The organism is Thalassospira sp. ABL2_045 (assembly GCF_056161285.1).
On the sequence record NZ_JBSWYV010000006.1, the window covers coordinates 228,148 to 240,592 of the forward strand.

Annotated in this window: 10 protein-coding genes; 7 read left to right on the forward strand and 3 right to left on the reverse strand. The window is 55.0% G+C overall.

Annotated elements, in window-relative coordinates:
• Window positions 1–26: 26 nt before the first annotated feature.
• Window positions 27–1,061, forward strand: a complete 1,035-nt coding sequence (locus tag ACXAIA_RS11325; RefSeq protein ID WP_475349428.1) for a GlxA family transcriptional regulator — start codon at window positions 27–29, stop codon at window positions 1,059–1,061.
• 15 nt (window positions 1,062–1,076) lie between these two features.
• Here ACXAIA_RS11325 and ACXAIA_RS11330 read toward each other — a convergent pair whose 3' ends face one another.
• Complete coding sequence (locus ACXAIA_RS11330; RefSeq protein WP_475349418.1) at window positions 1,077–2,009, reverse strand: L-lactate dehydrogenase; 933 nt, start codon at window positions 2,007–2,009, stop codon at window positions 1,077–1,079.
• A 658-nt stretch (window positions 2,010–2,667) separates the two neighbouring features.
• Between ACXAIA_RS11330 and ACXAIA_RS11335 the strand changes: the two genes are divergently transcribed.
• Together ACXAIA_RS11335 and ACXAIA_RS11340 are read left to right on the forward strand one after the other, a co-directional pair.
• Window positions 2,668–3,939, forward strand: coding sequence for an aromatic ring-hydroxylating oxygenase subunit alpha (locus tag ACXAIA_RS11335; RefSeq protein WP_475349419.1), 1,272 nt, complete (start codon window positions 2,668–2,670; stop codon window positions 3,937–3,939).
• Window positions 3,936–5,069 (forward strand): FAD-binding oxidoreductase, encoded by a 1,134-nt coding sequence (locus ACXAIA_RS11340; RefSeq protein WP_475349420.1) that lies wholly within the window; start codon window positions 3,936–3,938, stop codon window positions 5,067–5,069. The genes ACXAIA_RS11335 and ACXAIA_RS11340 overlap by 4 nt, the downstream gene beginning before the upstream one ends.
• A gap of 332 nt (window positions 5,070–5,401) precedes the next feature.
• On the opposite strand, the gene ACXAIA_RS11345 is transcribed toward ACXAIA_RS11340, so the two are convergent.
• Window positions 5,402–6,451: a GlxA family transcriptional regulator gene (locus ACXAIA_RS11345; protein ID WP_475349421.1), complete on the reverse strand. Its 1,050-nt coding sequence runs from the start codon at window positions 6,449–6,451 to the stop codon at window positions 5,402–5,404.
• Between the two features lie 413 nt (window positions 6,452–6,864).
• On the opposite strand from ACXAIA_RS11345, the gene ACXAIA_RS11350 reads away from it, so the two are divergent.
• The 4 genes from ACXAIA_RS11350 (at window position 6,865) to ACXAIA_RS11365 (ending at window position 12,121) form a co-directional block, all read left to right on the forward strand.
• The gene (locus ACXAIA_RS11350; protein ID WP_475349429.1) at window positions 6,865–7,614 is read left to right on the forward strand and encodes an electron transfer flavoprotein subunit beta/FixA family protein; all 750 of its coding nucleotides are present in this window, start codon (window positions 6,865–6,867) and stop codon (window positions 7,612–7,614) included.
• Window positions 7,615–7,634: 20 nt separating this feature from the next.
• Window positions 7,635–8,570 carry an electron transfer flavoprotein subunit alpha/FixB family protein gene (locus ACXAIA_RS11355; protein ID WP_475349422.1) on the forward strand — a complete coding sequence of 312 codons (936 nt, stop codon included), beginning with the start codon at window positions 7,635–7,637 and terminating at the stop codon, window positions 8,568–8,570.
• Window positions 8,571–8,605: 35 nt separating this feature from the next.
• Entirely contained in the window at window positions 8,606–9,463 is an 858-nt protein-coding gene (purU, locus tag ACXAIA_RS11360) for a formyltetrahydrofolate deformylase (protein WP_475349423.1), read from the forward strand.
• 96 nt (window positions 9,464–9,559) lie between these two features.
• Window positions 9,560–12,121, forward strand: a complete 2,562-nt coding sequence (locus tag ACXAIA_RS11365; RefSeq protein WP_475349424.1) for a GcvT family protein — start codon at window positions 9,560–9,562, stop codon at window positions 12,119–12,121.
• A gap of 37 nt (window positions 12,122–12,158) precedes the next feature.
• Here the strand turns inward: ACXAIA_RS11365 and ACXAIA_RS11370 are convergent.
• On the reverse strand, window positions 12,159–12,445 hold a 287-nt coding region (locus ACXAIA_RS11370), incomplete at its 5' end, for a transposase (protein WP_475349425.1).

Sequence of the window (12,445 nt, forward strand, 5' to 3'; positions counted from 1 at the left end):
TTGCTGGGATCAGGGTATCGTAATTGGTGATATTGATTTTACATATTCCGTCATTTATTTTCCTGATCATGCCAAATGCCCGTCACCGATTTGTCTTTGTCCTGTTTGACGGTTTTTCCAATCTGGTTCTGGCCAGCGCATTGGAACCGTTACGCGCGGCCGCAGGCCTGCCGGGCGGGCCGGAAATCAGTTGGGATATCTGCACAATTGATGGATCCCCCGCGAAAAGTTCAAGCGAGCTTGTCATCACGCCCAAGGCCGCGCTCAATGCCATCGCGGATCCCACGCGGATTGATTATCTGGTGGTGATATCGGGCTATGACATGCGCCATCATTTATCGCCCCGAAACCGCGCCCGACTGCAAAATGCTGCGCAACATGCAAGCACGGTGATTGGGGTCGATACCGCCGCCTGGTTACTGGCCACTTGCGATATGCTGGACGGGAAATCGGCAACTATCCATTGGCAGGAACTTGATCAGTTCCGCGAACAGTTCCCCGATGTGCGTGTTTCGACCGACCGCTTTGTTGAAGACGGCAAAATGATCACGTCAGGCGGGGCGGCAACAGTGATGGAATTGATGCTCCATATCCTCGCCCGGGAATTTGGTGCCGCTGTCGCCTTTGATGTCAGCAACCTGTTTGTCTATGACGCCCGCCATCAGACACAAAGCGATCCCAGCAGCACAGTACCACGCGGCGCGGATCGTTTGCATGGTCCGGGTGCCGATCATGTACGACGTGCTGTTGCCAAAATGATTGCCTGTATTGAAACGCCTGTTGCACTTAAGACCATCGCGACACATGCGGGATGTTCATTGCGCAGCCTCGACCGGGCTTTTCAGAACAATCTGCAAATGGCACCGGGAAAGTATTATCAGATGCTGCGTCTTGGTCGGGCGCGTGATCTGGCGCGGTCGACCGACCTGAAACTGGCCGATATCGCTCTTCAAACCGGCTTTAGAAACCACGCGGCGCTAAGCCGTGCCTACGGGCAAGCCTTTGGCACAACCTTGCGCACGATGCGCGGCAAAGGACAGTCGGCGGCACGAACCTCCTGACCCGGCGCGCCCGCCCTATAGGCGGATCGATTCGACACTGTCTTTGAGAAGCTTCGCACTTTTTTCAAGTCCGTCACGCTCGGATGCAATCAGGTCTGGCATCAAATCGGTTTCGATCCCCTGTGCCCCGACCACGCGCGGGATAGAAAGGGCAACGTCCTTAACACCGACGATTTCAGGCGTCACACAAGATACAGTCAGAACATCATGCTGATCATGGCCAATGGCCTTGACGATTCGCGCCAGTCCGGCCCCGATCCCGTAATAGGTCGCCCCCTTGCCCTTGATGATCTTGTAGGCGGCATTGCGCACCCCATCATCAATGGTTGCCCGGACATGTTCAGTGATCGGTGAACCGACCTGGGCTGCAATATCGGCCAGCGAAAGCGACCCCACCTTGGCATTTGACCAGGCGAGAACTTCGCTATCTCCATGCTCGCCAAGCACATAGGCATGCACCGATTGTGGCGAAATCCCAAGTTGGCGCCCCAGAAGGCTTCGGAAGCGTGCCGTATCAAGAATGGTACCCGACCCGATCACCCGGCTTGCCGGAAGACCTGATATCCGCTGGGTAATCTGGGTCATGATATCGACCGGGTTGGACGCAATCAGAAGGATCGCATCAGGCGCAACCGCAAGCACATTGCCCACGACATCCTTGAAAACGGCGGCATTTCGTTCAAGCAATGCCAGCCGGGTTTCACCGAGTTTCTGACTGACCCCGGCGGCCAGAATCACCACCGAAGCACCGGCCAGACCGCTATAGTCTGCGGCCTCGACAATGGTGGAGGACATGAAGGGAACTGCATGGGCAATATCTTCGGCCTGTGCAACCGCGAGATCGTGGTTTCGATCCACCAGCACGACGGAACTTGCCAGTCCCATAACCGCCAGCGCATAGCCCGCCGAACTTCCGACCATTCCGGCCCCGACAATTCCGACTTTCATCACCCGAATCCCCAATTTTCTCAGCAGATTGTTCTGATGATGCCACTGAGACCCGGGAACGTCAAAAAAGGGCAGAAAAACGACCCCCGGATATTGGAATTTATCCCCGCAAAGGCCACGTAGCCGGGATAGCGTGCCAGACAATGATAATTGCGTCGCAAAACTACTGCCCAATTGACTTATGTTTTCTCCCTTAGCACCCACTTTCCGAAATAGATTTTCTGATCGCTCACTCTATGCCGTGGGCGTGCCAAAGAGCAGGTTACCTGCCGGCTGAGAAGAGGGAGACTTTGGGTGCAACTGACAGCCCGCAATCTGGCACGTACGCCGTACGTGAACCATTGTTCGTATTCGCTTTTGGTTGCGAATACCAATCGTGCTGACAACCACCACGTTGTTGGAACTGGATTGCTGCGTTCGGCTTCATCGCGTGATGTAAAGAAGCAAAACTGTCAGCTACCTCGGCTATACCAACTCTCTCGAACGCAGATAGCCACCGAAGACGTCCAGGAAATAAGCCCGAAACCGGAAACAACCGGTTTCAAATGTTTGTACACCGACCGTCCCCTTCGGTGATATGCTTACGCCCTGATGCACACGGCAAGCCCTGCACAGGATTCCATCCAGATACCATTGAGAGAAGCCGAGGTATCCGACCATGCATTCTTCTGATATTCAAAAGCTTGTTGCCCGCCGCGAGAAATTCAAAAGTCTCGAAGCACCCTTTTACAATTCCCAAGACATTCTGGATCTCGATCTTGATGTCATCTTCGGGCAGAACTGGATTTTTGTTGGCGTCGAACCGGAACTTCCCGAGCCGGGCGATTGCATCACTGTCGAGATCGGCAGCGCATCCATCCTGATCCTGCGTGGCGACGATATGGAGATCCGCTCATTCCATAACGTTTGCCGTCACCGTGGTGCCAAATTGATTGATGAACGCCAAACGACAATTGGCAACATCGTCTGCCGTTATCATGGTTGGACCTATAACGAGGATGGCGACCTTATCCTTGCTGAACATATGGGTTCGGGCTTTGATAAAAGCTGCCATGGCCTGAAAACCGTTCATGTCCGCTCCGTCGCGGGTTTGATCTTTATCTGCCTGGCCAAGGAAGCCCCGTCCGATATCGAAGAAATGGCCAAGGTCATGGAGCCGTACATCGCGCCGCACGACCTTTCCAACTGCAAGGTTGCCCATGTTTCTGAACTGATCGAGGAAGGAAACTGGAAGCTGACCATGGAAAACAACCGAGAGTGCTATCACTGCGAAGGTAACCACCCGCAGCTGACCGTACCGCTGTCGGAATTCGGTTTTGGTTTCTCGCCTGATGAACTTGACCAGCGTCGCTCCGAAGACGTTGCCAAATATTCCGAAACCATCGCCAACGACCATGCCCGTTGGGAAGCATGTGGCCTGCCGTCTGCCGAGCAGGACCAGCTTTCAAACATCACAGGTTTCCGCACCATGCGCCTGCCGCTGATGCGTGAAGGCGAATCGCACACCCTTGATACCAAGGCTGCCTCGAAGAAACTTCTGGGCAACTTTACCGATGCCAAACTTGGAGGCCTGAGCTTCTGGACACATCCGAACTCCTGGCACCACTTCATGGCCGATCATATCGTGACTTTCTGCGTTCTGCCGCTGTCGCCGAACAGAACGCTGGTCCGCACCACCTGGCTGGTTCACAAGGACGCGCGTGAGAACGAGGATTATACCCTTGATAACCTCACCCACGTCTGGAACATGACCAACCAGCAGGACGCAGATCTTGTGCGTCTTGCCCAGATTGGCAGTGAACAGCCTGCTTACGAACCGGGTCCGTATTCCCAGTTCACCGAACCGCACGTTGAGGCGTTCTGTGACTGGTACATCAAACGCCTGGAAGATCACTACGCAACGACTAAAGCCGGGATTGCCGCAGAATGAGTGAGAAGAAGCCAAACGAGGACGCGAAGGGCGAAGACGTGCCCGTCGAAGAAATCGTGACCGAAGTCAACCGGGTCCCCCTGTGGGACCCGGAACACGACGATGTCCTTGTTTGCCGGCAAGTTCGTCAGGAAACGCATGACGTGAAAACCTTTGTGTTTTCCGGGCGTGAGCCACGTGCGTTTCGTTTCTATCCCGGCCAATTCATGACCTTCGAGCTGCCGGTCGAAGGCATGGTCACGCGCAGCTATACGATCTCGGCATCGGCCGCACGGCCTTACCGTCTGGAAATCACGGTCAAACGTGTTCCGGGCGGGGCGGGATCGAACTGGCTGCATGACAACATGCTGCCAGGCAAGGAAGTGAATGTCACCGGCCCGGCCGGTGACTTCACCACCGATGCAACGGCTGATCAGAAACTGCTGTTCATTTCGGCTGGTAGCGGCATCACGCCGATGATGTCGATGACCCGGACGGCCTGCGATCTGTCGGAACCGACCGATCTGCATTTTGTTCATGCGGCACGCACACCGTCGGATCTGATTTTCCGCGATGAGCTTGATCTTCTGATGTCGCAGAATCCGTCGCTCAAGGTTTCACTGACCGTTGACACGACCTCTGCCAGCCATCAGTGGTCCGGCTTCACTGGCCGGTTGAGCCTGCCGATGCTGTCGCTGATGTCGCCGGACTTTAAGGACCGCAAGGTCTTTTGCTGTGGACCGGGCCGCTTCATGGAGGGCGTACGCACCATGCTCCAGGAAGCCGGTTTCGACATGGACAAATACTACGAGGAAAGCTTCGATTTCGGCGCTGAAACCGCGGGCACCCTCGAAGAACATGAGTCCGTCGCACCAGAGATCAGTGATCAGAAATTCCGTGTCAGCTTCGTCAAGACCGGCCACGTTGTGGAATGTAATCCGGGTATGACCATTCTGTCAGCTGCCAAGGAAGCCGGTCTGATGCCGATGTCGTCCTGTCAGCGCGGCATTTGCGGAACCTGCAAATCCAAACTGAATTCGGGTGAAGTCGATATGCAGCATGGCGGCGGTATCCGCCAGCGCGAAGTCGATCAGGGCAAAATCCTGATTTGCTGCTCGACCCCGCTTTCCGATGTCGAGGTCGAACTCTAGGGTCAGGACCTATTAATTTGATTGGAATGGCAGAGCTTATATTTGTGAAGCCCAAGGAAAAGCCCGCCGGGCGGGTTGGTATCCCGGACAAGGGGTTTGACGTAGGAGTTCGCGAATATAAGCTCTGTCCTTTGGATCGCTCAGATTTGCACGGGCCACTTTGTCGCAAAACCTTGAAAGATTAATATCTTCCAGCAGTTTTGCTTCGCGTATCCGCACAAATCTGAGCGACCATTCAAACCAAATTAATAGGTCCTGACCCTAGGGGCACCCGAGATCGACAACCAATTTAAAACGCCCCGCTGACGTTTGACTGTGAGCGTGGCGTTTTCTTATGCCGGTGCGTCAATCTGCGGGGTTTCTTCGATCATGGCACTGGTCGCAAGCGAATCGGGGATCGGACGCCGCAGGGCCTGCGGTGTGCAACCATAGCGGCGCCGGAACATGCGGCTCAGATGAGACGAATCGCAGAACCCGCAATCAACGGCAATCTGCGCAACAGACTTGTCGCTCTTCTCGATCAGGTGTTGGGCCAGATCCAGACGAATATTCAGGAACGCCACCTGTGGCGACGTATCAAGTGCTAGTCTGAAATGCCGTTCGATCTGGCGTTTACTGTTGCCCATGCGGCGCGCGATTTCCTGAACCGAAATCGGCATGTCGATATTTTGCTGCATGATCAAAAGGGCACGCTGGACGATCTGATCTTGCGTTTTCAGATCAAGCGGAATGCCCGGCTGCGGTTTTTCAGCCTGAAGCGCATCATCAATGATCATGATATGCAGGCTTTTATTGGCCTGGGCACGGCCAACATGCTTATCGACCAGATAGGCCGCTAGATGCGCCGAACTCACCCCGCCCGAACAGGTTAACCGATCTCGGTCAACGACGAAAATCTGTTCGGTGACCGGATCAAGCCCTTCGAATTGTTCAACAACTTCGGAATGATGGAACCAGCTGACACAGCAGCGATAACCATCCAGAAGCCCTGCTTCATGCAGCATGAAGACACCGGTACAAACCCCCACAAGCGGCACCCCGGCTGCGGCCGCTTCATGCAGGAATTTCTGATAGGCAGGGCTTAGCTTTTCGGCGTCATCCATCAACCCGCCAACAACCACGATATAGTTGAACCGCCTTGGGTCCCCTAACCGTTCCTTGGGATGGACTGCGATGCCGCTACTCGATGTGATCGGATCCATCGTATCCGACAGAACCGTCCATTTACAAAGAATCGGACGACTTCGATCGCCTTCATCTGCGGCCAGTCGCAAAACATCAACAAAATTCGCAAAGGCACACAGCGTAAAGCGCTTTGCGAGGATAAAACCGACGTTCAAGCGTGGTGCGGCTTGAGCACGGGAATCAGGCTTCTTGAGCATCGGTTCCTCCGATACAGGCAAGGTTGTCGGGTTTGTCGTAGCGGTAATCTCAGTTTGACGCAAACATTCTATTTTTTGGCGCAAAAAGTCGCCAGATTAATTTTCATGATACCGAGGGGTATATCGGGGAAGCAAGAGAAACAAAGGGTCTCGGCAGAATCAACAATCGGATTGCGATGAAGACGCCAAAATCGGCAAACAGTACATTCGCGCCCCGAAACGTTGGCCAAAAATGTGTAACAATTGTCCCGTTCCCGGAAATCGGCATCCCGAATTGCACCAAGTTAAATGTCGCCTCCGGTAGTGTCACATCACGTAACGCTTCCAGTCTTTGAAACACAACTCGGGTCGCTTTGTCGGCGACCACCCCGGACCAGACAGACCTGATCCGGATTTCGTCAGAGAGGGAAATGATGAAGGTTCTCGTACCTGTTAAACGGGTCGTCGACTACAACGTGAAAATCCGCGTCAAGGCGGATGGTTCCGGTGTTGACCTTGCCAATGTCAAAATGTCGATGAACCCCTTCGACGAAATCGCTGTCGAGGAAGCCATCCGCCTTAAAGAGGCTGGCCAGGCTGACGAAATCGTCGCTGTCTCGATTGGTCCGGCTCAGGCACAGGAAACCCTGCGCACCGCCCTTGCCATGGGTGCCGATCGCGCCATCCTGATCACGGTCGATGACCCGGTTGAACCGCTTGATGTCGCAAAAATCCTTAAAGGCGTTGTCGAGGCCGAGGACCCCGGCCTTGTCATTCTGGGCAAGCAGGCGATTGATGATGACGCCAACCAGACAGGTCAGATGCTGTCCGCCCTGCTGGGCTGGTCGCAGGCAACCTTTGCTTCCAAACTGGAACTGTCGGCCGATAATGCAAAAGTTACCCGCGAGGTGGATGGTGGTCTTCAAGCGATCAGCGTCAGCTTGCCGGCAATCGTTACGGCCGACCTTCGCCTGAACGAGCCGCGCTATGCGTCGCTTCCCAACATCATGAAGGCCAAGAAAAAGCCGCTTGATACCAAAACCGCCGCTGACTTCGGCGTAACCGTTGCTTCGCGTCTGCGCGTCATCCGGGTTGAAGAACCCGCAACGCGTCAGGCGGGCATCAAGGTTGCCGATGTTGCTGAACTCACCGACAAACTCAAGAATGAAGCTGGCGTCATCTGACCCAGGCGGAGATTGAAATCATGGCTATTCTTCTTTTTGCCGAACACGATAACGCCGCTCTGTCTGAACAGACTGCAAAAGCACTGAGCGCTGCATCGCAGATCGGTGGGGATATCGATGTTCTGGTTGCTGGCAATGGCGTTGGTGCGGTTGCAGAACAGGCATCCAAACTTTCCGGTGTTCGCAGCGTTCTGGTTGCGGAAAGCGACGCACTGGCAAACCATCTTGCTGAAAACGCAGCAGACCTGATCGTCTCGCTTGCGGGTGACTATGACACCATCGTTGCTGCGGCCACGGCGAATGGCAAAAACATCCTGCCGCGCGTTGCCGCCCTGCTTGACGTCATGCAGGTCTCGGAAGTCATGGAAGTTGTCGACGCGGAAACCTTCAAACGTCCGATTTATGCTGGCAACGCCATCGAAGTTGTCCAAAGCACGGATGCCAAAAAAGTCCTGACCATCCGGACTTCAAGCTTTGGCGCGGCTGAGGCTGGTGACAGCGCAGCCGAGATCAAGTCGGTTGAAGCCGGTTCGGCGGAATCCGGGAAATCTTCCTTCCTTGAAAACATTCTGTCGGAAAATGATCGTCCGGAACTGGGTTCCGCCAAAATTATTGTTTCCGGTGGTCGTGCGCTTGGATCAGAAGAAAAATTCAAAGCCGTCATAACACCGCTGGCGGACAAGCTTGGTGCAGCTGTTGGTGCATCGCGCGCCGCTGTTGATGCGGGCTACGCACCAAACGATCTTCAGGTGGGTCAGACGGGTAAAGTTGTCGCACCGGACCTATATATCGCATGTGGCATTTCCGGCGCGATCCAGCATCTGGCAGGCATGAAGGATTCCAAGATCATCGTTGCCATCAATACAGATGAAGAAGCGCCGATCTTCCAGGTCGCGGATTACGGCATTGTCGGTGATCTGTTTGACATTCTGCCGCAGCTGGAAAACCAGCTTTAACGCTTAACCAGAGAAATCGAGACGGAACCAAACCAGTGAACGATACCTCTTATATCCTGCGTATTGCCTGTGACGACCAGCCGGGCATCGTTGCGACCGTTACCTCGGCTCTGGCCACGCGCGGCGCGAACATCGCCGAGTCCAACCAGTTCTGGGACCGCCACACCAACAAATTCTTCCTGCGTGTTGCCGTCATCACGCCGTCAGATATCGACAAGGAATCCATTGCCCTGTCGCTTAACCCGGCTGTTGATCGCTTTAATCTCAAGCTCAAGATTGATGAAGTTGCACGCCGTCCGCGGATCATCATCATGGTTTCGAAATTCGACCATGCGATGCTGCACCTTCTGTATCAAATCAAGGTGGGTTGGCTGGATACCGAAGTTGCGGCCATCGTTTCGAACCACGAAGATGCCCGCAAGGTTGCCGATCAGGAAGGCATCCCCTTCTATCACTGGCCGGTGAACAAGGAAAACAAGGCCGAACAGGAAGCCAAGCTTGCGGACCTGATCAAGGAAACCAAGTCTGAACTGGTGGTCCTTGCCCGTTACATGCAGGTCCTGACCAACGAGCTTTCAAGCCAGTTCTACGGCATGATCATCAACATTCACCACTCGTTCCTGCCAAGCTTCAAGGGCGCAAAGCCTTATCATCAGGCTTACGAACGCGGTGTGAAACTGATCGGGGCGACAGCACACTATGTCACGCCCGACCTTGATGAAGGCCCGATCATCGAACAGGAAACCGAACGCGTAAACCACGCGATGTCGGCCGAAGATTTCGTCGCGGCAGGCCGCGATATCGAATCACGGGTTCTCGCCCGTGCGGTCAAATACCATCTTGAAGGCCGGGTGATGCTTAACGATCACCGAACGGTTGTCTTCACTTTGTAGTAAACTCCTGCAACGGGGCCGGCTTTGACCGGTCCCTGACGCGTTTTTCGCCATGCCGAGCACTGACAAACATCTCGGAAAGAAGGATTGAGAGAAATGAGCGCATTTCCAAGCAAGGCCAAAGTCGTCATCGTCGGTCTCGGCGGTATTGTTGGCTCCTCGGTGGCACATCACCTGATCGAAAATGGCTGGGACGATATTGTCGGCATCGACAAATCGGGCATCCCGACCGATATCGGCTCGACCGCGCATGCATCTGACTTCTGCTATGCGACCAGCCACGACCTGCTGACCACCTGGACCACCATGTATTCCATGGATTTCTACGAAAAGATGGGCCATTACGCGCGCATCGGCGGTCTGGAAGTCGCACGTGTCGGTGATGACGAACGCATGGGCGAACTCAAACGCCGCGTTGATTCCGGCAAGGCATTTGGCACCAACGTCAAAATGATCTCGGCATCCGAGGCCAAGGAAAAATTTCCGCTTCTTGAAGAAGACCAGATTCAGGGCGCGATGTGGGACCCGGATGCAGGCCTTGTCATCCCGCGCTCGCAAACCGTTGCTGGCAAACTGATCGATCAGGCCGAAGCAACCGGCAAGCTCAAGATCTTTGCCAACACCTCAGCTCTTGAACTCATCACCGAAAATGGCCGCATCAAAGGCGTCGTCACCGAACGCGGGACGATCCATGCCGACTATGTCGTGGTTTGTGCGGGTCTGTGGGGTCGTCTGATCGCCGAAATGGCGGGCGAAGACCTCCCCGTAATGCCGGTCGACCATCCGCTGACCTTCTTCGGGCCGTATAACGAATTCGAAGGCACCGGTGTTGAAATCGGTTACCCGCTGCTGCGTGACCAGGGCAACTCGGCCTATATGCGCGATACCGGCGACCCCAAAAGCACCGAGGGCGGCCAGATCGAATGGGGTTACTACTACGAAGAAAACCCGCGTCTGGTCCATCCGCGCGACATCCTTGAAAAGGATCAGGCACGCCTGTCCCCGTCCCAGCGCGACCTCGAACTCGAAGATGTCATCGAGCCGCTTGAACGCGCCATGGAACTGACCCCGATCCTGACCGAGCTTGGCTTTAACGAAAGCCACTCGTTCAACGGCCTTCTGCAGTCTGCTGCGGATGGTGGTCCGTCGATGGGTGAAAGCCAGAAATTGCGTGGCCTTTGGTACGCCGTTGGTATCTGGATCAAAGACGGGCCGGGCATGGGTAAACTGATTGCCGACTGGATGACCCACGGCCGTACCCACGTTGATCACCATGCTGTCGATTTCTCGCGTTATAACGAGTTCCAGCTTGACGCCGATTACATCTATCAGCGCTGCTACGAAACCGCGAAGAAGATTTACAACCCGCCAGTTCACCCGCGTGAGCCGTTTGCAAGCGCGCGCGGTATTCGTCGCTCCCCGTTCTATGAGCGCGAAGTCGAGCTGGGCGGTTACTTCATGGAACTGGGCGGCTGGGAACGTGCGCATGGCTATGCTGCCAACGAGCACCTTCTGGAAAAATACGCTGATCGCGTGCCCGTCCGTGAAAATGAATGGGACACCCGCCACTTCTGGCGTGTCTCGAACGCCGAACAGCTCGCCATGAGTGATGATTGCGGCATCATCAACCTGTCGCACTTCCACATGACCGACATTTCCGGTCCGGATCATGTCGAGCTGATGGAATGGCTTTGTGCGGCCAAAATCGGCGGGGATGCCAATATCGGCAAGGGCATTTATACCCACATGCTTGATGACGAAGGCATGGTACGTGCCGACTTCACCGTCTTCCGCATGGAAGACCGCTGCCGTCTGGTGAACGGTGCCGATGCCGGCCCGCGTGACCTGACCTATATGCGTCGCATGGCCCAGGACAAGGGGTGGGATGTCACGATCACTGATGTGACCGAAGACTACACCACGATTGGCATCTGGGGCCCGAACGCACGTGAGAACCTTAAAAAGGTTGTCGCCGATCCCGACGCGCTGAATGTCGAAAACTTCCCGTTTGCGGCCATTCGCCCGATCACGATTGCCGGCAAGACCGTTTCGGCTCTCCGCATTTCCTATGTCGGCGAACAGGGCTGGGAACTTCACATGCGTTACGAAGATGGCCTGGCCGTTTGGGATGCGCTGCGTGCAATCGGTGTTCTGGCCGTTGGTGTTGAAACCTACGCCAACTCGCGCCGTCTGGAAAAATCGCTGCGTCTGCAGAACGCTGATCTGCACACCCAGTACAACCTGCTGGAAGCTGATCTGGCCCGCCCGAAAGTCAAGGAAGCCGATTTCCGCGGTAAAGCCAAGCATGTCGAGTTCCGCGAACGCGATCACCAACCGGCAATGCTCTGCACGCTGATCATGACCGAAAACGTCGATGCCAACGGTGTTGCGCGTTACCCGGTCGGGAGCCTGCCGGTGATGGACCCGGAAACCGGCAAAACCCTGATTGATGAGTTGGGCCGTCGTTCCTACACCACCTCCATCGCCTTTGGTCCGAGTGTTGGCAAAAACATCGCCCTTGCTTACCTGCCATGGGACTACTGCCAGGAAGGTCGCAAACTGACCGTGTCCTATATGGACGAGATCTATCCGGTTGAAGTCTACGGCATCGGCTACAAACCGATCTACGACCCGGAAAACCTCAAGCCGCGCAGCTAGGCTTCACAAAGGTTACGCATACAAAAAAGCAGCGGTATTAACCGTCAAGTATTAAAGCATAGTGGTCACGCATTCTCGCATTGAGGATCGTGACCATTTTTCTGACGACGGCAATGACAGCAACCTTTCCTGGTTTTCCGTTTTCAGTCAGGCGCTTATAGAAGTCGCGCAGCAGAGGGTCGAAGCGTATTGCCGGTAATGCGGCGTAGTAAAGAGCATTGCGCACTTCCATACGTCCGCCGCCAATCATTCTTTTGCCCTGGAACAGACCGCTATCTCTGTTGATCGGGGCGACACCGACCAACTTTGCAATCTGCCCTTTTT